Source organism: Neorhizobium sp. S3-V5DH (assembly GCF_004343065.1).
GTDB lineage: Bacteria > Pseudomonadota > Alphaproteobacteria > Rhizobiales > Rhizobiaceae > Neorhizobium > Neorhizobium huautlense.
On sequence record NZ_SMCL01000008.1, the window covers coordinates 179458 to 201401 of the forward strand.

General features: G+C 61.2%; 17 protein-coding genes and 1 riboswitch. Of the genes, 6 read left to right on the plus strand and 11 right to left on the minus strand.

The genetic code is table 11. From position 1 onward, the window contains the following. The first annotated feature begins 7 nt into the window (after window positions 1-7). The gene (locus EDE09_RS14360) at window positions 8-931 is read left to right on the plus strand and encodes a LysR family transcriptional regulator (RefSeq protein ID WP_132411171.1); all 924 of its coding nucleotides are present in this window, start codon (window positions 8-10) and stop codon (window positions 929-931) included. A gap of 53 nt (window positions 932-984) precedes the next feature. After that, the gene (locus EDE09_RS14365) at window positions 985-1221 is read left to right on the plus strand and encodes an Lrp/AsnC ligand binding domain-containing protein (RefSeq protein ID WP_105372094.1); all 237 of its coding nucleotides are present in this window, start codon (window positions 985-987) and stop codon (window positions 1219-1221) included. Between the two features lie 53 nt (window positions 1222-1274). Here the strand turns inward: EDE09_RS14365 and EDE09_RS14370 are convergent, their stop codons facing one another. The 3 genes from EDE09_RS14370 to purU form a co-directional block, all read right to left on the minus strand. Continuing rightward, window positions 1275-1472, minus strand: a complete 198-nt coding sequence (locus EDE09_RS14370; protein WP_105372258.1) for a hypothetical protein — start codon at window positions 1470-1472, stop codon at window positions 1275-1277. Window positions 1473-1896: 424 nt separating this feature from the next. Beyond that, window positions 1897-4542: an aminotransferase class III-fold pyridoxal phosphate-dependent enzyme gene (locus EDE09_RS14375; RefSeq protein ID WP_132411173.1), complete on the minus strand. Its 2646-nt coding sequence runs from the start codon at window positions 4540-4542 to the stop codon at window positions 1897-1899. Window positions 4543-4626: 84 nt separating this feature from the next. Beyond that, window positions 4627-5511 (minus strand): formyltetrahydrofolate deformylase, encoded by an 885-nt coding sequence (gene purU / locus EDE09_RS14380; RefSeq protein WP_132411175.1) that lies wholly within the window; start codon window positions 5509-5511, stop codon window positions 4627-4629. A 317-nt stretch (window positions 5512-5828) separates the two neighbouring features. Here purU and EDE09_RS14385 point away from each other — a divergent pair, with 317 nt between their 5' ends. Together EDE09_RS14385 and EDE09_RS14390 are read left to right on the plus strand one after the other, a co-directional pair. After that, complete coding sequence (locus EDE09_RS14385) at window positions 5829-6878, plus strand: glycoside hydrolase family 5 protein (RefSeq protein ID WP_245505141.1); 1050 nt, start codon at window positions 5829-5831, stop codon at window positions 6876-6878. Window positions 6879-6921: 43 nt separating this feature from the next. Continuing rightward, window positions 6922-8796, plus strand: a complete 1875-nt coding sequence (locus EDE09_RS14390; protein WP_245505142.1) for an alpha/beta fold hydrolase — start codon at window positions 6922-6924, stop codon at window positions 8794-8796. On the opposite strand, the gene EDE09_RS14395 is transcribed toward EDE09_RS14390, so the two are convergent. Genes EDE09_RS14395 through EDE09_RS14415 form a run of 5 tightly spaced genes read right to left on the minus strand, consistent with a single transcriptional unit; the run spans window position 8764 to window position 14572 of the window. Next, the gene (locus EDE09_RS14395) at window positions 8764-11193 is read right to left on the minus strand and encodes a glycoside hydrolase family 2 protein (RefSeq protein WP_132411179.1); all 2430 of its coding nucleotides are present in this window, start codon (window positions 11191-11193) and stop codon (window positions 8764-8766) included. The two genes, EDE09_RS14390 and EDE09_RS14395, sit on opposite strands and share 33 nt — an antisense overlap. Continuing rightward, window positions 11190-12173: a DUF1839 family protein gene (locus EDE09_RS14400; protein ID WP_132411181.1), complete on the minus strand. Its 984-nt coding sequence runs from the start codon at window positions 12171-12173 to the stop codon at window positions 11190-11192. Before EDE09_RS14400 ends, EDE09_RS14395 begins: the two co-directional genes overlap by 4 nt. 4 nt (window positions 12174-12177) lie before the next feature. Beyond that, window positions 12178-13089, minus strand: a complete 912-nt coding sequence (locus tag EDE09_RS14405; RefSeq protein WP_132411183.1) for an amino acid--[acyl-carrier-protein] ligase — start codon at window positions 13087-13089, stop codon at window positions 12178-12180. A gap of 50 nt (window positions 13090-13139) precedes the next feature. Then, complete coding sequence (locus tag EDE09_RS14410) at window positions 13140-14321, minus strand: acyl-CoA dehydrogenase family protein (RefSeq protein WP_132411185.1); 1182 nt, start codon at window positions 14319-14321, stop codon at window positions 13140-13142. After that, entirely contained in the window at window positions 14321-14572 is a 252-nt protein-coding gene (locus tag EDE09_RS14415) for an acyl carrier protein (RefSeq protein WP_105372086.1), read from the minus strand. Before EDE09_RS14415 ends, EDE09_RS14410 begins: the two co-directional genes overlap by 1 nt. 177 nt (window positions 14573-14749) lie before the next feature. Next, window positions 14750-14879: riboswitch (TPP riboswitch) on the plus strand. Window positions 14880-14975: 96 nt separating this feature from the next. Here EDE09_RS14415 and thiC point away from each other — a divergent pair. Further along, on the plus strand, window positions 14976-16787 hold the full coding sequence (gene thiC, locus EDE09_RS14420) for a phosphomethylpyrimidine synthase ThiC (protein WP_132411187.1): 1812 nt from the start codon (window positions 14976-14978) through the stop codon (window positions 16785-16787). Between the two features lie 782 nt (window positions 16788-17569). Here the strand turns inward: thiC and EDE09_RS14430 are convergent. Both EDE09_RS14430 and epmA read right to left on the minus strand, forming a co-directional pair. Then, window positions 17570-18616 (minus strand): lysine-2,3-aminomutase-like protein, encoded by a 1047-nt coding sequence (locus EDE09_RS14430; RefSeq protein WP_132411191.1) that lies wholly within the window; start codon window positions 18614-18616, stop codon window positions 17570-17572. Then, window positions 18613-19683, minus strand: coding sequence for an EF-P lysine aminoacylase EpmA (epmA, locus tag EDE09_RS14435; RefSeq protein WP_132411193.1), 1071 nt, complete (start codon window positions 19681-19683; stop codon window positions 18613-18615). Before epmA ends, EDE09_RS14430 begins: the two co-directional genes overlap by 4 nt. A gap of 166 nt (window positions 19684-19849) precedes the next feature. Here epmA and efp point away from each other — a divergent pair, with 166 nt between their 5' ends. Then, a complete protein-coding gene (gene efp, locus EDE09_RS14440) occupies window positions 19850-20419 on the plus strand; it encodes an elongation factor P (RefSeq protein ID WP_105372082.1) in 570 nt (189 codons plus the stop codon). 84 nt (window positions 20420-20503) lie between these two features. Here the strand turns inward: efp and EDE09_RS14445 are convergent, their stop codons facing one another. Continuing rightward, window positions 20504-21937, minus strand: coding sequence for an efflux transporter outer membrane subunit (locus EDE09_RS14445; protein WP_132411195.1), 1434 nt, complete (start codon window positions 21935-21937; stop codon window positions 20504-20506). Between the last annotated feature and the right edge of the window lie 7 nt (window positions 21938-21944).

The window sequence follows — 21944 nt, forward strand, 5'->3', positions numbered from 1 at the left end:
GAATGACATGCTGCCGCCCCGGCGCTTCCTTCCCTCGTTTTCTTTGCTCGCAGCGTTCGAAGCGGCGGCCCGCACCGGCAGCGTCACGGCGGCAGCCAACGAACTCGGCCTCACCCAGAGCGCCGTCAGCCGCCAGATCTCGGCGTTGGAAAAGCAACTCGGCGTGGCACTGTTTCTTCGCGAGCGCCAGACAATCCGGTTGACGCTTGCCGGTGACGGGTATGCCCGAGAGGTTCGCGAAGCGCTGCGGCGGATTTCGAATGCCTCCCTGAATCTCAAAGCCAATCCATCCGGCGGTACGCTCAACCTTGCCATCCTGCCGTTCTTTGGTACCCGTTGGCTCACTCCGCGGATTGCGCATTTTCTCGAGGCCCATCCGGGCCTGGTCGTGAATCTCATCACCCGGCTCGAACCCTTCGATTTCCGTTTCGATACGCTGGATGCCGCGGTCCACTTCGGCGTGGCACGCTGGCCGGGCGCTGCGCTCACCTTTCTGATGGACGAAGCGGTGCTGCCGGTCTGCAGTCCGGAATTTAAGGCTCGACATGAAATTCAGGCGCCCGGGGATGTGTTGAAGGTGCCGCTGCTGCATCTCAATACGCGCCCGGACGCCTGGGAGCTGTGGTTTTCCCAGAACGAAATCCCGTTCGAAACCTTGCACGGAATGCTGTTCGATCAATTCATGCCGATGGTCGAGGCTGCGTCGGCCGGCCTCGGCGCGGCGCTCCTGCCACGCTTCCTGATCGACCGGGAACTGGAGCAAGGGCTGCTGGTGCCGGCCGCCAAAGGCCGGGCTATGGAAACCGGACAATATTATCTTGCCTATCCGCCCGACCGCGCCACCTATCCTCCGCTCGCCGCGTTCCGCGACTGGATACTGCAGGAGATCCGGGCGGACCGGCTTGCGAACGGCAACCGCATCGGCCAATAGTCGGATATGTGCCATCACGATCGCAAAGGCGATCAACCGACGGGAAGACGTCCATGAAGCCCATCTTCGTGCAGCTTCGCTGCAAGCCCGGTCAGACCTATGAAGTCGCCGACGCCATCTACAAGACGGAACTCGTCTCCGAGCTCTATTCGACAAGCGGCGACTGGGACCTTCTGCTGAAGATTTACATCAAGGACAGCGACGAAATCGGGCGGTTCGTCAACGAGAAAATCGCGTCGATACCCGGCATCGAACGTTCCTTGACGACAATCACTTTCACTGCCTTCTAGTACGCATGAAAAAGCCGCCCGGAGGCGGCTTTTGAAGGTGCTTAAATCAAATTTCAGACATGCGCCGTCGGCGCCGCGTTGCGCGAACGAACAAGGTCGCGAATGGCAAGGCGCACCTCGTCGGCAGAGCCAAAGCGCTGTTCGTCGAGATCGATGACGTGGAATTTCACGGCGATGAACTTCAGCCGATCTGCGTCCGGAATGACAATACCGACGGGCTCGCCGCCGAATTCGATAACTTGCTTCTGCATGGCAGACTCCCGCATTGACTGCTTGATAGGCAGCTCTGGCGAATGAAAATTTTCAGGAATGATGGAACTGAAAGCGTTACATTCGACAGCACGGAAGGGAGCGGCGATCCGTGCCAATCATGTTGGACGCATCCCCACCGAAGGCGGCGACGCGGACGAATTTATACATGTCACTCTCCCTCACGATGTTGCGTGCAAAACCGATCGGACTCACCGATCGAACGAAAACCGTCTGTAGCAAAACCTGACAGCGCGATCAACGAAAATCGGTATAACTAGAATTTTTTTCCGATCGATGACAGGAAGAAGGCGGAATTGTGAAATTTCATTCGCATATTCGCGACCTGCGTCCGTCTGCAATTAAATAGGTGGCGTCCCGGCTTGCGCAAGGCGGAGCAGCGGAAATTTCCATTTCGGTAAGCTGTCAATTTTGCGCGAGAGCGGTTTCGAGCCGCTCGAGCAGTCGGTCGGCGCTGTCGCGGGCAAAGCAAAGCGGCGGGACGATCAGGAGCGAAGCCGGCGCTTCGGTATTCGCCAAGACGCGCTCCCTTCGCAGTAGCGCCGTTATCTTCTCGGCGAGTTCCTCATTCTTGAAGTTCAGGGCAAGGCATAGGCCACTGCCGGTTACATCCTGGATTGCATGATGACGGCGCGCCAGCTGCTCAAGGGCTGATTTCAGGTGGTCCCCGACAAGCCGGGCATTGTCCCGCAAGTCCTCTTCCGACCAGATTTCCAGCATGGCTGCGGCGACCGAACAGGCAACAGGGCTCGGCTTTTCCATCCTGTCGTCTGGGGCGGCCGCGAGATTTTCGCGAGCGAAGCATACGGCAATATCTTCTCCGGGAAGTCCTGCCACCAGGATGTCGGGCGACAGTCCCAGTGCCTCGAATCCCCAAAGATAGCGGCCGGATCTGCCCCAGCCGGAGCGCGTCTCATCGATGAGCAGCAAGCCCTCGTTGCGTCGAAGCGCCTCCAAGATCTCAGGAAGGCCGTCGAAAGGCTGCGTGTAGCCAGCAAGCAGCAGACCGGCCTTATCACCCGCATCCAGGGAATCTATCGTGCCTTGCACGCCGCCGGCACTGTTTATCGCGGGATCGTGGGTTGTCCCCGAAACTCCGGTGATACTGACGATCTCGTGTCGGCCGGTATGGTTGCGCGTGAGCGCCAAGGCGTAGTGAAATGCATCCCGCCACCCGCGCAGGACATATAGGTCATCAAGCCCCGTTGGTGCGAGCGCCTTCAGGCGCTGGGCCAAAAGCTCTGCCGCTTCGAACGGCTCGGAAGAGGGCGCATTCAACAGCAGACGCTGGCGATAACTCGCCGCTGCGACGCGCGGGTGGCCGTGGCCGATCAGCGATGTGTCTTCCCGCAGATCGAGCAGACAGCGGCCCGCAGCGTCGAAAAGATGCTCTTTCCAGCCGCGGACCGGGATGTTCATCTGGACGGGTACCGGTGCATCGGTGACGACTCCCAGGAGTGCTGCCGGCGAGGGGCATAGCCTGGACCAGGTGCCCACCTTCTCCGCCGTACAGAAGAGCGGCGGCAGGAGTTCGGGGTCCCGGCAGAAACGTAGACGTAGCCCGCCAACGGAATTTTCGGCGCCGGCAACGGCACCGATCGGGTCGCCCATACTGAGCTCGTTGCCGTCCGGAAGCGCGCAGTCCAAACCTTCCAGATGCAGTGCAAGGCTTGCTCCCGAAAGAACGATCCGCGATCCGACGCTTTTCAACGTTCCGGCAAAGGGCGCCAGCGCCGGCGTTCCTGCTGGCACGCAAACGTCCACGTGGAGCGCGAAGTTTTCCGGTTCCTGCCGCGGGTCCGCAAGGCTCTTCGAAAGGCGGTATTCGCCGTAGCGCGTGCTGCAGCGCCCGGTTTCCCTGGCGATGCGGGCGAGCATTTTCCAATCGTTTTCCGGGTCGATCCAGTTGCCGCCGTAAAGCAGAGGACTGGTGACGCTGAGATCGACGGTCCGGATCGTTTCCGGATCGATGTCCGGCAGCATGGGGATCATTTCCGGCAGCGGATTTGTCATGCCGGTCGCCTCGAGAAATGCTGCAAACACCAGCGCCGGAGAGATTGCTGTTGCAGCGCGCAGCACGGCATGCCGTTTTTCCGTTTCCTCCTTTGCCTGCGGATCAGCGGGCCGCTGTGCCAGTTTGCTCTCGGCTTCGGCCGTCAGAATTCCCGTGCGGGCGACGACCAGCGGCCAGAGTGCTTCGATCTCCGTGAGAGTGAGCGGATAGAGGTCGTGATAGGCGCGAATGGCCGGTAAGAGTGCCAGGGCATCACCGTCCCGATTTACCAACAGGAATGCGCAGGTATTTGCCAATCCCGCAACAAGCCAGCTCTTGGCGATTCCGGTAAAATCCGTCACGCCGGTCGGCAGCCAGCCGGCCTCCGTCGTGTTGCCCACGACGGTTCCGGCATCCAGGTTCTGGTGGACGGCCGCGATCCGCAGGCCTGGGCCCAGCGGCTGGATGCGCCTCAGCGCCGTCACCATGGCCTTGGCAATGACGTCGCGTGTTTCCTGATCGGTTACTTCAGCCAGGAGCGTTACCGTCTGCGGGCCTGCCTTTCGCAGATCGCTCTCCGGCTCACGTTCCAACAGCGGATTGTCAACGCCTTCGAGGCTTCTGGTGAGTGCCGCCGAGATCGATCCGAAGGCGGCGATCCCTTTATCCGACAACGTGTCGTCCGCAGGCAGCGGAGCACCCTCCAGAAAGGTCAGGAGACGCAGGCGCCTGTCTTCTCCTTCAAGCGGTAGCACAACCGTGTCTGCGCCGTCTTTGGTGAGCACCGGCTCGGGAACCAGCGGGCCGTCGGTGCCGCGCAGAATATGCCGCATCAGCGCGTGTTCGGCCTCGATCTCCGGAAGGGGGGCATCGGCAGGCGCCGTCTTGAGGAGATAGCGCATATGGCCGTTGTCGATCAGGAAATAGGGGTTCTGCCGCCCTTCGATCGGAAATACCTGCCCGGACAGCCCGTAGTGTTCCCGCAAAACTCCCTCCACCGTCTCAATCGCAAGATCGGTTGACGACGCGTCGGTGAGTTCGGGCATGCCGTCGGACATAAGCCTCTCCGGAAGGGGCGCTCCCGAAGAGGATAGAGCGGCGGAACCGCGCGTCCATAGGCTCTCGGCTAGTTAGGCACTGCCTCAGCCCATTCTCTCGGAAGCATAGGAGCCCGGGCTCGGCGGGAAGACAACGGTGCGGTTGCCGTTGATAAAGGTGCGGTGGTGGATATGGGCGTGGATGGCGCGGGCGAGAACCTGGCTTTCCACGTCACGGCCGAGCGAAACATAATCGTCCGGGCTTTGCGCGTGGGTAATGCGCACCGTGTCCTGTTCGATGATCGGTCCTTCGTCGAGATCGGCCGTGACGTAGTGAGCGGTCGCGCCGATCAGCTTCACTCCGCGCTGGTAGGCCTGTTTGTAAGGGTTGGCGCCCTTGAAGCTCGGCAGGAAGGAATGATGAATATTGATGATCCTCCCCGACATCTTGGCGCAGAGCTGGTCGGACAGCACCTGCATGTAGCGGGCCAGCACGATGAGTTCGGTGCCGGTCGACTCGACGACATCCATCAGCTGGGCTTCCGCCTTGGGCTTGTTATCCTTCGTCACCTTGATGTGGTGGAAGGGGATGTCGTTGTTGACCACCAGTTTCTGGTAGTCGAAGTGGTTGGAGACAACGCCGACGATGTCGATCGGCAAGGCGCCGATCCGCCAGCGGTAGAGCAGGTCGTTCAGGCAGTGGCCGAAGCGGGAGACCATCAGGAGAACCTTGATGCGGTCCTCCGCATCGAATATCTCCCAGTCCATCTCGAACTTGTCGGCGATCGGCTTGAAGCCTTCGACGAGTGCCGGGCGCTCGGCGCCTTCTTCCGACAGGAAGCTGACGCGCATGAAGAATTTGCCGGTGTCGAGGTCGTCGAATTGCGAACTGTCGATGATATTGCAGCCCATCTCGGCCAGGAACCCGGATATCGCCGCCACGATGCCGCGCGTCGACTTGCACGATACCCTCAGAACATAAGTCTTCATCTAGATCTCCCTCCTCCGTCGCTGCAGGCTATTCGTGTATACACAAAACATTCCCTAGACAATATTTCGCCCCAAATTCGAAAGGAAATTTGGTTGAAATCATGGCAAGGCTGATATGGTCATGTGTACATAGAAGCCGTTTTGAGCCAAGCGGCGGATATTTTTCGGTTGCTTTGAACTTAAGGCCGGCTGCCTAAAATTCCGTTCCCTTTGCGTCGTCCGGGCGCGTATCGCCGCCGTCTTGCTGTTTCCAGGCAACCATTGGCATTTGCTAAAGGTTCTGATGCCATGTTGCCCGGACTAAAATGGAGGAAGACGTGGAACAGCCGCTTCGACAAAACCGGCCCTCCCGCTTGCACGTGCTTGGTGTTCTCGTCTGTTTCACGATTGCTGCCGGGTCGGCCAAGGCTGAACCGCTGTGCTTGCGAGGGGTGAATCTCGCTGGGGCGGAATTCGGGGAGCTCGGCGCCGAGTACGGCGCCGGATACGTCTATCCTTCCAAGGAAACGATCGATTATTTTGCTGGCAAAGGATTCAACACCGTCCGGTTGCCGTTTCTGTGGGAAAGGCTCCAGCCGGAGCTCCACGAACCTTTCGATGCGGCCGAGTTCAAGCGGCTGTACGATACCGTGATGCTCATTCGTGCAAGCGGCATGGCCGTCATTTTGGATCCGCATAATTATGCCCGCTTCCGAGGGAATTTAATCGGATCTGAAGCCGTCCCGCAGAGCGCTTTTGCCGATTTCTGGCGTCGTCTGGCCGCCGCCTTTGTCGGGGTGGAAGGCGTGGCCTTCGGGCTGATGAACGAGCCTTACGGGGTTTCGGCAGAAGACTGGCTGCTGTCCGTGAACGCTGCGATCGCCGCAATCCGCAAGACAGGAGCCGGCAACCTGCTGCTGGTTCCAGGTACGGCCTGGACGGGCGCCCACAGCTGGACGACGGGCGACTACGGCACGCCCAATGCCTCGGCAATGCTCGGGGTCGAGGATCCCCAGGATCACTATGCCTACGAACTTCACCAATATCTGGATGTGGATTTTTCCGGAAAGAACTCCGAGTGCACGCGGGCGGCGGACGCCGTTAAGGCGGTACAGGATGTCGCCGGTTGGTTAAGAGATCATGGCCGAAGGGGTTTCCTCGGCGAGTTCGCGGCACCGGCCAGCCCGGAATGCCTGACAGGACTTGCCGATATGGTGAGGACAGTCGAGCAAAATGCCGATGTCTGGCTCGGCTGGTCCTATTGGGCTGGCGGCGATTGGTGGCCGGAAGACGAGGCGCTCAACATTCAGCCGACAAAGGAGGGTGACCGGCCGCAGATGCAGGTTCTCTCGAGCTTCTTTTCGGAACAAACCGGCTGCAATCGCTAAAAGTTCAGATAATTGCTTAAGCCTACATAAGCGAGCTTGGGTTATGCGTCGAAAGGATGATCTGGAGATTGCCAAGACGACCATGATGGACGCAGAGAAGACAGCCCGGCTGGAAGTGCAGGAACCGCCGTTGCAGCCGCGGCAGGCCGCCGAGCCTTTCACCTTCGGCAGCACGGTCGGCCTGTTTGCGCCCCCGTCACCGGATACAGCGGTTTCCCGCCTCGCCGTCCTCTTCGCCAGTCCCTGGGGCCTTGAAGAGATGTGCACCCGCAAGTTCTGGCGCATCATTTCCGAGAAACTCGCCGATCGCGGCATTGCGAGCCTTCGCTTCGATTATCCCGGGACAGGCGACGCGCTGGATGGCAAGGATTTTACAGAAGGCCTTTCCGTCTGGTCCGATAGCCTGATTGCCGCAGCCGGGCGGCTCAAGGTGCTTTCCGGCTGTGAGCGGATCGTCGTTGTGTCGCAAGGCCTCGGCGCAGTTGTCGCCACCGCTGCCGCGGGGCAGATCGAGGGCCTGGAAGCGATCGCCTATCTCGCACCAGTCATATCCGGCCGTCCGCACCTTCGCGAGCTCGCCGTCTGGTCAAAGGTCGTGGACGATAACCTCGGCCTTTCCGAGGCGCAGCGGGACAAGTCGGGCGTTTCGATTGCGTCGCTGACAATGCCGGCCGAAATTGCCGCGGACATTCGCGAGGTCAATCTGATGGCGGTGGAGCGGGCGCCTGCGGCGCAGGCTCTGGTAATGGGCCGGCCTGACAGGCCGGCGGACCGGGAATTCGCCTCACGCCTGACGACGCTCGGCGCCAAGGTCACCGAACAGGCCTTTGAAGGCTACGACAAGCTTGTTTCCAATCCGGCGATTTCAAAACTGCCGCTGCCGGTGGCAGACAATCTGGTGGACTGGATCGCGGCTATCCCCGTTCCGGAACGCTCGGCGACGCGGCCTCAACCGGTCGTCGTTTCGCCGCTCGCCGGTGACGGTTTCGCTGAAACCCCGGTCCGTTTCGGGTCGAACAACCGGCTCTCCGGTATCGTCTGCGAACCGCTGCACGAGCGCGGCGCTGCGACGGTGCTGTTCCTCACTTCGGCCTATGACCGCCATGCCGGCTGGGGACGCACGACGGCGGCTATGGCGCGGATGCTTGCCCGATCCGGTATCCCCTCCCTCCGCTTCGATACCGCCAATGCCGGCGACAGCCCGCTCGTGCCCGGCCGTCCGGAACAGGTCCTTTATCATTCCACGCAGAACGGCGATGTATCGGAGGCGATCGATTTTCTTGAAACTCGTGCATTGGCGCCTGTGATTGTCGCGGGACGTTGCAGCGGCGCCTATCTCGGATTTCAGTCAGCCCTGACCGACGTCCGCATCGCGGGCGGTGTGTTGGTCAATCCGGCCGTCTTTCGATGGCGCCGGGGGCGCTCGGTCGAGGATGCCATCGTCAACGGTACCCGCAGCCTCGATGATTACGGAAAACGGGTGCTGCGCGCCGAGACCTTCAAGCGGGTTCTTCAAGGTGACGTCGATCTTCGTGCGGCGATCCGTAATATTGCCAAGGCTCTTACCAAGCGGCTTTCCCACCGGATGACCCACGTTTTTCGGGATTTTACCTCAGAGGGGCGGGAGATCTATCGCGCTTTCGACCGGCTCAAACGCCGCGGCGTCCAGGTCTCGTTGATCTATAGCGAAAATGATCTCGGCCTCGACCACTACAATTTCTATTTTGGCCGCGACGGTGCGGGCCTTGCCCGGTTTCCCAATGTATCGGCGACTATCATTCTGGATGCGGACCACAATCTGACGCCGGATCACGCCCGTGACGTCTATCTACAAGCCGTGCAGCAATTGGCTTTTCGCCTTGCGCCGTCGACCGGCACGGAAAAATCAGAAATATATGGGGCGGCGGCTGCCGAGTGAGCGGACGACACCCTGCGGCCGATCAACCGCAGTAACCTCTGCGACAAGCCGCACGCGTTTCTTATCGCCCGGCGCCAGATGGAACCAGTTGTCGGCAGCGCGGTAGCCTGGAACATCCAGATTGACCGACTGTGCGAATAGGTCGGTTGCAAGTTCCAGCCAGCACCCTGAGGGATCCTCGACCAGCGCCGCGCTTATCTCGGCATCATGAAGTGCAGAGGGGCGTCCGAGCGGAAAATGAAAGGCCTCGGCGAGAATTGCACCTGTCTCGCCATGCCTCAATCGGGCCACGGTCACGTCGTGGGAGGGTGGTCCGAAGCGGTAGGCATAGCCGGTGTCGAAGAAGGCGCCGAAGAGGTCGGTACAGGCCAGGCTTTCGCTGCCCCGACCAGACAGCCTCAGTTCACGTCGGCCGGAAACCACGGGAAGCTTGCCGTCCCGCAAGCAGGCAATCTCCAAACTTACGGGTAAGCTGCCTGGCGTCTCGTTCAGGAGGTGAACATCGAGCCCATTCGTGCCCTCGTCGGTGAAGAGGACTTGAAGCGGCCGAAACGACCTTTTCAACGCGTACCAGGCCGGTTTCGGCAGACCGTCAACGCTGATCACGCCCCATCCGGGGCCCGGCATCACGTCCTGAAAGGTAAATACCAAGGCACCGTTGCAGGTGGAGCCCGGCCGTCGCCATTCGGCAAAGGTAGCTTCCATCACCTCCCCGGTAACGACGCGGGAGAGCATGAGATAGCGCTCAAAGTCATTCTGCCGAAGCTCCTGCGGGTCGACGGCGTAGAGATCGCCGAGATAGTGGTCGCGCACGTCCTCGAAATCCCAGTCGGCACCTCTGTCGCGAGGAATGCCGGCCTTGCCGTCGGCCAATGTCTCGGTTCCGGAAAGGTTGGAAAAGGCCAGGCATTCGGCGGCAAAGCGCACATTCGCCCGCCGCGCATCTTCGAGCGGGCGCTTATAGGCGCCGACGCCGTAGTAATGCGCGACACCGGCATTGGGATGGAAGGGCAAAGCTCCGCCGGAAGGGGAATTAGCCACATAGGGCAGGTCCGGCCGGTATCGAGCGGCGAGCTCTGCCAGAATCTCTTCGCAGAACGCTCCTTTCCAGATGCGCTCCGGCAGACCGAGCATGGCCCCCTGCTGATAGATTTCACTGCCGCCGCAAAGGATAGCAAGCGATGGAGACGCTTGTGTCGCGTTCAGGAACTGGGAGATTTCCTTTTTCACGTGAATCACGAAATCCGGATCGGTCGCGGGATAATCGAAATTGGCGAACATGAAATCCTGCCAGACCAACAGCCCGAGCTCGTCGCAAAGCGCGAAGAAGTCACCGCTCTCGTAGGCCGCGACGCCAGGAATACGGATCATGTTCATGCCCGCATCCCTCGCGAGCCTCAGCCATGGCTCATAGGCGGCGCGCTCGCCCGGCAGTTTCACGATGTCGGCTGTCGTCCAGACGGCTCCGCGGCAGAAAATCTTCTCGCCGTTGATGAGGACCGCGAAGTCATTGCCATCGGTGCCGCGATCGACTGTCATGTTTCGAAAGCCGGTTCTGGCAAGCAACGTCGCCTTTCCGTCGATCTGCAGGGTGACGTCGTAAAGCGCAGGCTCACCATGGGTATGCGGCCACCAGGGTTTTGCGTCAGGCAGACGAAGTTCGGCTGAATATCTTTCGTCGGCGAGCGAAAACTCGGCCTCTTGGCCATTACAGATCAGACGGAGATCGCGTGCCGGGCCCTCATAGGAAAAGGCGACCCTGAGGATGCCGCCCTCGTGGCTGACGAAGTCCGTGGCGATCGAAAGGTCGGTAAGGCAGTCTTCGCCCGGCCTCACCAGCGACACCGGTCGCCATGGACCGACGGCATGGATTTCGGGGCACCAGCCGGGCATGAAGCCCAGCGAGGTGGTGCGAACCAGCCGGAGGCCCTGATTGTTCATGAGCCTTGGGCGCCAGCGGGCACGCGGTCCGGTTTTGTCCAGATGCGGTTTCAGCGCGCGACAACAAATCGACAGGGTCTCGCCGCCGGTCAGCTCTACCGGCACGTCGTGACTTTCGAACATGCTGTCAAACGAGAGGACCAGCCGATCACCGAGATAAACCTCCCCCACCGTGGCGAGGCCGTCAAAGCGAAGGATTGCGGTACCGGGTGCCTCGCCGGCAAGCGAGCGGCGATACCAGGCATCTTTCTCGATCAGAGGCTCCGGTTCATCGCGGTCGAAGCGGCCGGCGGCTTCCAGAGCGGCCGCAGCCGTGCCCGGCACGGCCGCCGGAATATCGTCGAGGGCAGGCGGCAGATGACTTGGCAGCGAATAGGCGTCGCGCTCGCTCAAAAGCAATGACCAGCCCTCCGAAAGAAGACTGGTCTCAGTGCCGATCAGCGAAAGTGCGCTCACGCGGCCTCGCGGGTCTGGGCCAATGTCATGGCCAGTTCTGCCGCCAGCAGATCCCAGGCTTCGACGGCCGGATCGAGCGCCGTTGCCAGCGGGTCAAATTTCTTGCGGGTGACGGCGCGGGCAAGCTGGAATTGCGTAGACTTGGCGACTTCAGCAATTCTCAGCGCATGTTTTTCCGCCTGCGCAAAACCCTTGCTATTCAGCCAGTCGAGATGGCTAGCCAGAAGTTCGAAATTGGCCCCCACCTGCCTCAGCGTGTTGAAGGCATATTTGTGGAAGAAGCCGAAATCGCGTTCGGCCAGGCGCTCGACCTGGGTCGGGAAGACCTCGGCGAAAGCCCGGATCGGATTTTGCTCCGGCCGTCTGGCGAAATGGTGCCGCAAGAGTTTCCACGCCGTCTCCCGCATGTCTCTGGCAGCCGGATAGGTCGCCGGAAACTTTGCAAATTCGGTGTACGGCAGGAAGGGCAGCGCCTCCGGGGCCGCATTCGTCTGGAATAGGCCGTCGAAATCTTCACTGGACAAATGGAAGAAGCCGCCGTTGTGAAAGTAGTCCAGCTCGCGCTTCTCCAGGTCGAGCCGGTTTACCGCCACCGTCGTCTTGCCATGCTCCTGGCGATAGGTCACTCCGCGCGTATCCGGCAGGAAGTAGCTGTCGAGCTCCAGCAGCGTCAACCGGCCGCGGCCGATTTGCTCGAGCACATGCCGCTCCGGCCTGTCGAAGATCGCCAGTTCCGTGACGCGGATGCCGTAAAGCGCTTCGAGATCCTCCAGCGGCACCTTGAAAAAGGTGAACTGGTCGCCCTCAAAATCCTGGGTCAATGTGAAACCCAGCATGGCTTCCGGCGGAAGGCCCTGCGCCGAAAGCACCTCGATCCAGAGGTCCACATAACAATTGGTCTCCGGCCAGATGCGCTCCGCCGAATGTAGCGCATGCGGCCTGTAGCTGGCCGGATCAAGACCGGCTAGAACTCCAGCCATGGCCTTAGCCCCACAGGGTGGCGCGGACGGATTCCGGCCACTCTTTCACGTCGAGACCGTGGGTGTGGAAGAGAGCGAGTGCGATCCGCTCCAGCCCGAAACCGACGCAGGCCGTGTGTGCGACGCTGCCGTCTTCCAGGTTCAGGCCCCATTTCAAACCGAAACTATCCTGATGATAGTTGAAGCTCATGCAGGCGGTCGGCTTGGCAACCGAGGTGATCGGAATCAGGAGCTCGAACTTGAGGTTCTGGTCGCGCTGGTTGTTGACCAGCATCTTGCCGGCGCGGCCGAAGAAGGGGTCGTTGGCGATGTCGATCGTCACCTCGAGGCCGACCGACTTCATCATCTCGACGCCGCGATCCATCCAGCGCTGGCGGAAATCGGTGACGTGTTGTTCCGTGCCCATGCAGACATATTCACGCATGCGGAACAGCTGCTGGCGGGCCGGGTCCTTGGAGGGCTCGTGGCGGAAGCAGTAGCTCTGCAGATCATAGAGAGCGCCGGACTTCGGCAGGTTGCCGCGCCGGGCAACGGTCGGGTAGAGCGGATAGCAGGCGGCCGGCGTCAGCACGATATCGGTCGCTTCCTGACCCTTCGTCCAGTCTTCCTCGCCCACTTCCATGCATTTCAACAGGCTCATGTGGTCGAGCTCGTTGCCGCAGAAGGAATGCACGGTGCCGGCGAGCTGCGGAAAGCTCTTCATGTAGCCGCTCTGCTCGAAGAAGGCGCGGTTCATGCCGGGCGGAAAGCGCATGGCTTCCGCGCCGTCGGCCCCGCCTATCCTGTCGATCAGCCGCTCGAAGGCCGTAATCACATCTTCGAACCGGCCGCTGCGGCCATAAAGCCCGTCGACGCCGGTGTCGATCAGAAGGCCTGCGTCGAACAGGCGGTCGAGAAAGGAAACTTGCATATCCATGGCTTCACCTCATTCAATTCATTTGACGGGCAATCATTGACGGGTGGGCGTCAGCCGAGAAGGCTGGTGTCCGGTTTCTGTACGAGCAGCATGGTCGACGTGTTGCCCAGAATGCGGTCGTTGGAAATCATCAGCTGGGCCGAATGGGCATCGCGCAGATGCCGGCCGAGGCTATAAGGCGTGCCGTTCTTGTAACCCATGATGCCGCAGATGATCATCGCCTGGTTGATGATGGTCAGGATCGTCTCCGACGAGGCGAGCTTGACGTTGTTCATGGCGATCGAAAACGCCATCGAGGAAAGCTGGTCCGGCTCAGCCTTGGCGTCCTCGTAGGCCTTCAGGCCCGAAAGAATGTTCGACTTCAGGAGCTGCAGCAGGTTGGATGTTTCCGCGAGTCTCAACGCGCCGGGCGGCGTGGTGCCATTCGCCTTGCGAGCGGCGGCGCGCACGAAGGCCTGCGCACGCAATACCGCATCGGCTGCGATGCCATACCATACCGCGCTCCAGAGGAGGTGCGACGAGGCAAGCATGCTCTGCGCCGCGATTTCGGCAAACGGTTTCGGGAAGATCTGCGTGACCGGCGCCTCGCCTTTGAAGATAAAGCCGTCAGAGCAGGTGCCCCGCATGCCGAGCGTATCCCAGTCCACCGTCTTTTCCAGCGTATACTGGTTCTTCCTGAAAACGGTCATGACCTGGTCGCCCGGAGCCGCGTCGGCGTGGGCGCGGGAGGTCACCATGATGACATCCGCATGAACGCCGTAAGAAATGACGGTCGCGTCCTTCGTCAGGCGGCAGATGTTTCCGTCGATCTCGATGGCGCAGATGGAATTGCGCAGATTGCCACCGATGCCGCCTTCCGTTGTCGCGGAGGCGACAAGAAGCTGACGGGCGCAAAGCTCGCGCATGAAATCCCTATGCCACTCGCTGTCGCCGCCGTGCTCGACCAGGCTTGACACCTTGATCTGGTGCATGGCGAAGACCATGGCGCTTGCCGCGCATGCCTGTCCCAGGATGGAGCAGACCTCCGCGATCTCCTGTGTCGAAGCCCCCTCGCCGCCAAGCGATATGGGGACCTGAATGCCGAGCAGGCGTTCGGCCCTCATGGCATCGACCGCTTCCTGCGGAAAACGGGCTTCCCGGTCGACGCGGTCGGCATTTTCGGCCGCGACCTCCGCCACTCGGCGGGCACGTGCGCCGAGCGTCATGTCGGCGGCAAAGGCTGGGAGGCTCATCACGCAGCCTCACGGGCTTTCACGATCTGGGCGACCGTCTGCTCGATTGCCGAGATGCTGGCAAAGGACTTGCGATTCAGGAGGCTGTCGGGAAACTCGATGTCGAAAGCCTCTTCGATGGCCAGCATCAGCTGCACGGAGGCAAAGGAGGAAAGCCCGGCCGCATAAAGATCGGCCGCATCTTCAAGTTCGGTCACTGCAACCGGAAGCCCGCCGACCCGTGCCAGCAGTTCGCGAATAGTCTCGTTCATCTCGACATCTCCAATGACTGGAATTTGCGTTCATCGCCGGGAACACTGTCTACGTCGGAAAGCATAAAATTCCGGTAAGAAACGTCGTGAAGTTAGGGCTGCGGGATTCGCTAAAATCCGAGATATCCGCATGGCCAGCTTTGGCTTGACACGGGCGCTCGGCAGGTTTTTGATGCTCGCATTCACCAGGGGGGTCCCGGCAAGGGGCTGAGATACTGCTGGTCGGACGGCTTTGCCGCCGAGGCGCAGTGACCCGTTGAACCTGATCCAGTTCATACTGGCGTAGGGACGGTGCGAGCGCTCACGGCTTTCAGGCGGGATTCCCGTCCATCGGCTCAGGCGTTTTTCCATCATTCCAACACTGGAACTGGGTCTCCAAACGGCAAACCTTGGAGCCTCACCCATGAATATCGCCACACCAAAGCTTACGCCTGTCGTCACGACCGGTCCGCTTCCCGCCTCCACCAAAGTTTTCAAATCCGGTGTCGTCCACGCGGATATCCGGGTGCCGATGCGTGAGATCGCGCTGCATCCGACCTCCGGCGAGCCGCCGGTCACCGTCTACGATTCCTCCGGCCCCTACACCGATCCGGCCCATGCGGTCTCGATCGAAGCCGGCCTGCCGCGGCTGCGCGAAAGCTGGATCAGGGCGCGCGGCGATGTCGAATCCTATGAAGGCCGCGTCGTGAAACCGGAGGACAACGGGTTTGTCACCGGCGATCGCCTGACGCCGGAATTCCCGGTCCGCAACACGCCCCTGAAGGCGAAAGACGGCAGGGCCGTTACCCAGCTTGCCTATGCGCGCGCCGGCATCGTCACGGCGGAAATGGAGTTCATCGCCATCCGCGAAAATCTCGGCCGGCAGGCGGCCAAGGAAGCTCTCATCCGTGACGGCGAGAGCTTCGGAGCGCATATTCCGGATTTCGTGACCCCTGAATTCGTTCGCCGCGAAGTCGCGGAAGGACGGGCGATAATCCCCTCCAACATCAACCACCCCGAAAGCGAGCCGATGATCATCGGCCGGAATTTCCTGGTGAAGATCAACGCCAATATCGGTAACTCCGCCGTCACTTCCTCCATGGCGGAGGAGGTCGAAAAGATGGTCTGGTCGATCCGCTGGGGTGCGGATACGGTCATGGACCTGTCCACCGGCCGGAACATCCACAATATCCGCGAATGGATCATTCGCAATTCGCCGGTGCCGATCGGCACGGTGCCGCTCTACCAGGCGCTCGAAAAGGTGAACGGCATCGCCGAAGACCTGACCTGGGAGGTCTATCGCGACACGTTGATCGAGCAGGCTGAACAGGGCGTCGATTATTTCACCATCCACGCGGGCGTCAGGCTTCCCTACATCCCGCTCACCGTCAATCGCGTCACCGGCATCGTCTCGCGCGGCGGCTCGATCATGGCAAAGTGGTGTCTGCATCACCACAAGGAGAGCTTCCTCTACGAGCATTTCGAGGAAATCTGCGATATCTGCCGGGCCTATGACGTGTCCTTCTCGCTCGGCGATGGCCTGCGTCCCGGCTCGATCGCTGATGCCAACGACGCGGCGCAGTTTGCGGAGCTGGAGACGCTCGGCGAACTCACCAAGATCGCCTGGGCGAAGGATTGCCAGGTGATGATCGAAGGCCCCGGTCATGTGCCGATGCACAAGATCAAGGAAAACATGGACAAGCAGCTCAAGGTTTGCGGCGAGGCGCCGTTCTACACGCTCGGGCCGCTGACGACCGATATCGCTCCCGGCTACGACCACATCACCTCAGGGATCGGGGCAGCGATGATCGGCTGGTTCGGCACGGCGATGCTCTGCTACGTGACGCCGAAGGAACATCTCGGCCTGCCGGACCGCAACGACGTCAAGGTCGGCGTCATCACCTACAAGATCGCCGCGCATGCGGCCGATCTCGCCAAGGGCCATCCGGCAGCCCGGGTTCGCGACGACGCGCTTTCCCGCGCCCGTTTCGAGTTCCGGTGGGAGGACCAGTTCAACCTGTCGCTCGATCCGGAAACGGCGCGCTCCTTCCATGACGAGACCTTGCCGAAGGAAGCGCACAAGGTGGCGCATTTCTGCTCCATGTGCGGCCCGAAGTTCTGCTCGATGCGGATTTCGCATGATATCCGGGCTGAGGCGCAGAAGGAGGGACTGGAAGCCATGGCCGCCAAATACCGCGACGGCGGCGATCTCTACATGCCGGTGGGGAAGGAGTGAGCATGATCCCATGCCCTTCGACGTTGGGCCAGTTCACGTCGAGGCCGGTTCACCCTCCTCTGCCCTGCCGGGCATCTCCCCCTCAAGGGGGAGATCGAAGGAGGCATGCTCAGCGATCCCTTTCCAATCGTGAAGGGCAGGAAGCCGGCGGGGAGCAGAATTCAGCAATCTTGCGGCAATCTCAAGGCTTTGACTGGGTTAGGGCCTCGCTTCCAGCCGATCTCCCCCCTTGAGGGGGAGATGTCCGGCAGGACAGAGGGGGTATGGCGGGGCACGCCCCACAATGCTGCCTTTCCATGTTTGTCCCGGGGACAATTCATCGCCGCCGCTCAGCATCTCCAATGACTTGACCGCGTCATCATCCCCACCCTCCGCATCCATGCCTACAATCCTCCCGCTTCCGTCGCCGGAGTGTTTCGCGAGACGTTCGCGGGCAGGCGGGAGCCGGCGCTTCCATTGGACCCGTAACGTGCGGGAAAGGTGGAAGAGGTGAAAGCCATGGAGGAGAGCGGGCCATCAACCCGATCGCTTCCTATCAAGCCTCCCCCGGGCAGCCATGTCCGGTTCGGTATAGCCGTGCAAGTGGCAAGGTTTCCCGAAAGGAGACCGCAAATGAAGCCACGCAGCGAGGCGAGATGATCACCTGTAGGGGCAGGACACCCCGAAAGAACGCCGAAGGCCACGCGAATGCGGAGCCACACATACAAAATCAAATGAGGTTCCGCATTCGTGTGGGCTCTCCAAAACACGGGCAGGAGCTGTCGCGTGAAGGCGAGCGCGCGTCACTTCGGAGGATATCTGTGCTCCTCGCCGCGGAAATCGCTGACCGAATAGCAGCCGCCTTCCGTGCGTACCGCACTTTTGCCGATCATCGCCTTGCCATGACCGCCCGGAATATCCAGGACATAGGTCGGCTGGCACAGCCCGGAAACATTTCCGCGCAGCGCCGCAACGATCTTCTGCCCATCGGCGATATCCAGCCGGAAATGGCTGGTGCCGGGCGCAAGATCCGGATGATGCAGATAATAGGGTTTGACCCGGGTTTCGACAAAAGCCTTCATCAGGTCGCCGAGCACGACCGGATCATCGTTGATGCCCTTGAGCAGCACCGTCTGGCTGACCATGGGAATGCCTGCATCGATCAACCGCGCGCACGCGGCGCGGGCGGTATCGCTCAGTTCGCGGGGATGGTTGGCGTGAAGCGCCACATAGATCACCTTGCCGCTTTCCTTCAGGGCGGCGATCATCGCCTCGTCCACGCGGTCCGGCTCGACCACCGGAACCCGCGTATGGAAGCGGACGATCTTCACATGCGGGATATCAGCAAGCCCCTGCATGATTACCGAAAGCCGCCGCGGCGAAAGGACCAGCGGATCTCCGCCGGTGAGAATCACTTCCCAGATCTCGGAATGTGCGCGGATATAGGCGAGCGCCGCCGACAGCTCTGCTGGCGCCAGCGTGCCGTCGCCCTGCGGACCGACCATTTCGCGGCGAAAACAGAAGCGGCAATAGACCGGGCAGATATGCACGGCCTTCAACAGCACGCGGTCCGGATAACGATGGACGATGCCCTTTACCGGACTGTGCGCCTGATCGCCGATGGGGTCGGCGCGTTCTTCCGGCGTCGCCAGCAACTCGGCCGGATCGGGCACGAATTGCCGGGCGACAGGATCCTGCCGGTCGGTACGGTCGATGAGCGAAACCACGGTCGGCGTCAGGGCTATGGCGTAACGGTCCGCGACGGCGCGAATGGCTGGGAGTTTTCCCGGTTCGATCAGTCCGGCGGATGCCAGCTCATCGGTAGTCTTCAATGAACGCGTCGCGGTCATCCAAACACCTCCGCGACCGGCGCCCACATGACCTGCTCAATGCGCGTGGCACCCGTGGCCAGCATGGCGAGCCGGTCGAAGCCGAGCGCCGCGCCGCTTGCCGCCGGCATGATCGAAAGCGCGTCGAGAAAATCCTCGTCGAGCGGGTAGCGCTCCCCGTAGATGCGGGCTTTTTCCGCCATCTCGTGTTCGAAGCGGCGGCGCTGCTCGCCGGCGTCCGTCAATTCCCCGAAAGCATTCGCCAGTTCGACCCCGCAGGCGTAAAGCTCGAACCGTTCAGCCACACGCGGATCACGCGCCGAAGGCCTTGCCAGCGCTGCCTCGGAAACCGGGTATTCGCAGAGAATGGTTGCCCGGCCTTGCCCGAGATTGGGCTCGATCTTCTCCACGAGCACCTTGCTGAAAAGATCGGCCCAGGTATCGTCCTCCGAGAACCGTATGCCGGCTTGTTTCAGACCCGTTGCAAGAAGATCGCGGTTCGTGTCGCCGCTCGCCGCAACGGATGCAAGCAAATCGGTGCTGGCAAAGCGGTGGAAGGCTTCGGCGAGCGTCAGGCGTTCCGGCTCCGCAAAGGGATCAATTTCCATCTGACGGAAAACAAAACGCTTGGTCTTCGCGGTCTCGGCCGCCAGTGCCAGCATATGCGCACAGTCGTCCATGAGCTGCTCGTAGCTTTCGCCGACGCGATACCACTCGAGCATGGTGAATTCGGGATGATGCAGCGGTCCGCGCTCCCGGTTGCGATAGACATGCGCAAAGGTGAAGATACGGCGCTCACCGGCAGCCAGCAGCTTCTTTGCCGCAAATTCGGGGGAGGTGTGCAGGTAGAGAGGTGCCCTCTTGCCATCAATCGCGATGGCCTCCGTCGCGAAAGCATGCAAATGGGTCTCGTTACCAGGAGAGACCTGCAAAGCGGCCGTGTCCACCTCGACGAAGTCGCGCTTGCCGAAGAAGCCGCGCAAGGCGGTCTGCACCGCGTTGCGGCCCATGAGGAAGGGCCGGCGGTCCTTGTGGCTTTCCGGCGTCCACCAGGGCGTCCGGGATGTGGCAGGTCTGGGCGCGTTCATTTATGGCTTTCTTTGCCGGTTCTCCGCGGCGAGGCTTCCACTTTGCGCTATTTTAGGGTAGTTCCCGCGCGGAAAACAGACGATCCGTCCTTCAGGCCGGTTATCGCCCGGTCCTCTACGACGCATTTCCGGCAGTGACAAGCCGCCAGGCTATATAAGGATTATCATGGTCAAGATCATCGCTTCTTCGGTCCGCAAGGGCAACGTCCTCGAAGTCGACGGCAAACTCTATGTCGTTCTCACCGCCGAGAACTTCCACCCCGGCAAAGGCACGCCGGTCACCCAGGTCAATATGCGCCGTATCGTCGATGGCGTTAAGGTATCGGAGCGCTGGCGGACCACCGAGCAGGTGGAGCGCGCCTTTGTCGAGGACGTGAATTTCCAGTATCTCTACGAAGACGGCGAAGGCTTCCACTTCATGAACCCGGAGACCTACGACCAGGTGGTGGTCGACGTCGAGACGATGGGCGACCAGAAGGCCTATCTCCAGGAAGGCATGACCTGCATTCTTTCCATGCATGAGGGCGTTGCGCTGGCTCTTCAGCTACCGCGCCACGTCACGCTAGAGATCGTCGAAACGGAACCGGTCGTGAAGGGCCAGACGGCCTCCTCTTCTTACAAGCCGGCGATCCTCTCGAACGGGGTTCGGACAATGGTTCCGCCACATATCGACGCCGGCACCCGGGTCGTCATCGCCACGGAAGACAATTCCTACGTCGAGCGTGCCAAGAACTGATCGTCCCCGGCCTGTCGGTCCATGATAAAAAACCTCCGAAGCCAGGGCTTCGGAGGTTTTTCTTTGTCAGGTTGTCGAGTGAGCTTATTTGGTTACGACGACAGAGGCCACCTTGGTGTCGGCCGCGCCAAAGGCGTAACCGCCGCCGATCGCGACGTTGAGCGCGACGTAGTCCTGCGCCACTTGCTGCACGGCCTGGGCAAGGTTTGCCTGGGCGGTCGAAACCTGACGCTGTGCGTCGAGAACGTCGAGCAGCGACGAAGCGCCGTCGCGGTAGCTTGCGGTCGCAAGCTGCAGCGCCTCCTGATAGGACTTCACCGTCGCCTGCAGGGCATCCACGGTGCGGCGATCGCGGGCAACGGCGGCGAGCGCGTTTTCCACCTCCTCGACGGCGTCCAGAACGCTCTGCTTCCAGTTGAGATAGGCCTCGCGTGCGGTCGATTCCGCGAGCTTCACGTTGCCCTTGAGGCGTCCGCCGTCAAAGATCGGCAGGCTGAGTTGCGGCCCGAAGGACCACGTCAGCGAGCGGGTGTCCAAGGCGCCGGCAATGGCATTGTAACGCGGCGAAATGGAACCGCCGAGCGTGATCGCCGGATAAAGCTGCGCTTCGGCAACGCCGATTTCCGCCACTGCGGATGCCAACTGACGCTCCGTCGCACGAATATCCGGGCGATTGCGGATCAGGTCGGCCGGAATGCCAGCCTTAACGTTGAACCGGGGAACCGGCTGACGAGCGCCTCTCTGCAGCTCCGGCACCAGCGACGAAGCCGGCTGGCCGAGAAGGGTCGCAATGCGATGGGCTGCGGTGCGGAACTGGGTCTCGAGGCCCGGAATTTCGGCCAGGGTGGAGTTCACAAGGCCTTCCGATTGAACGACGTCCAGACGGGAAGCGGCGCCCGCTTCCAGCTGAAGCTTCGTGAGGTCCAGCGTTTCGCGCCGCGAGCCCAGGTTCTGCCGGGCGATCGCGATCCGCTCCTGGTAATAACGAACGTCGATATAGGCCGCTGCGACCTGCGACAGGTAAGTGAGGCGCGCCACGTCCGCAGCGGCATAGGATGCGTCAAGGCTGGCGAGGGCGCTTTCCTTGGATCGGCGATAAAGGCCGAACAGGTCGAGGAACCAGGAGGCATCGGCGCTGCCGCCGCTGACCGTGGTTCTGGCGAACGAGGTTGTTTCGGCCTTGGTGTGCACGCCAGTCGTGGTGCTGGAGGCTGAGAGATCCAACGAGGGAAGGCTGCCTGCGCCGGCAATGGTGACATTCGCCTGTGCGGCGTTGATGCGTTCAAGCGCCTGCAGAATGTCGAGGTTCTGGTTGAGACCCTGCTGGACATAACCGTTCAGACGGCTGTCGTTGAAGGCCTTCCACCAAGCGACTTGAGAGACATCCCCGTTACTGGTTGCCTTGGCTTCGGCGAACTTACCCGGCAGGGCAATCTCCGGCGCGGTGTGGTCGGGACCGACAACGCAGCCCGAGAGCAACAGCAGAGTGAGAGGAGCAACAATACGAATGGATAACATTTTTCTG

What these genes read in the sequence shown, in the direction of transcription:
- EDE09_RS14370 (WP_105372258.1), bottom strand. Translation starts at nt 1,472, where the DNA reads ATGCAGAAGCAAGTTATCGAATTCGGCGGCGAGCCCGTCGGTATTGTC.
- EDE09_RS14400 (WP_132411181.1), bottom strand. Translation starts at nt 12,173, where the DNA reads ATGGCTGGAGTTCTAGCCGGTCTTGATCCGGCCAGCTACAGGCCGCAT.
- EDE09_RS14365 (WP_105372094.1), top strand. Translation starts at nt 985, where the DNA reads ATGAAGCCCATCTTCGTGCAGCTTCGCTGCAAGCCCGGTCAGACCTAT.
- EDE09_RS14375 (WP_132411173.1), bottom strand. Translation starts at nt 4,542, where the DNA reads ATGTCCGACGGCATGCCCGAACTCACCGACGCGTCGTCAACCGATCTT.
- thiC (WP_132411187.1), top strand. Translation starts at nt 14,976, where the DNA reads ATGAATATCGCCACACCAAAGCTTACGCCTGTCGTCACGACCGGTCCG.
- EDE09_RS14445 (WP_132411195.1), bottom strand. Translation starts at nt 21,937, where the DNA reads ATGTTATCCATTCGTATTGTTGCTCCTCTCACTCTGCTGTTGCTCTCG.
- epmA (WP_132411193.1), bottom strand. Translation starts at nt 19,683, where the DNA reads ATGAACGCGCCCAGACCTGCCACATCCCGGACGCCCTGGTGGACGCCG.
- EDE09_RS14360 (WP_132411171.1), top strand. Translation starts at nt 8, where the DNA reads ATGCTGCCGCCCCGGCGCTTCCTTCCCTCGTTTTCTTTGCTCGCAGCG.
- EDE09_RS14415 (WP_105372086.1), bottom strand. Translation starts at nt 14,572, where the DNA reads ATGAACGAGACTATTCGCGAACTGCTGGCACGGGTCGGCGGGCTTCCG.
- EDE09_RS14405 (WP_132411183.1), bottom strand. Translation starts at nt 13,089, where the DNA reads ATGGATATGCAAGTTTCCTTTCTCGACCGCCTGTTCGACGCAGGCCTT.
- EDE09_RS14410 (WP_132411185.1), bottom strand. Translation starts at nt 14,321, where the DNA reads ATGAGCCTCCCAGCCTTTGCCGCCGACATGACGCTCGGCGCACGTGCC.
- efp (WP_105372082.1), top strand. Translation starts at nt 19,850, where the DNA reads ATGGTCAAGATCATCGCTTCTTCGGTCCGCAAGGGCAACGTCCTCGAA.
- EDE09_RS14430 (WP_132411191.1), bottom strand. Translation starts at nt 18,616, where the DNA reads ATGACCGCGACGCGTTCATTGAAGACTACCGATGAGCTGGCATCCGCC.
- EDE09_RS14390 (WP_245505142.1), top strand. Translation starts at nt 6,922, where the DNA reads ATGCGTCGAAAGGATGATCTGGAGATTGCCAAGACGACCATGATGGAC.
- purU (WP_132411175.1), bottom strand. Translation starts at nt 5,511, where the DNA reads ATGAAGACTTATGTTCTGAGGGTATCGTGCAAGTCGACGCGCGGCATC.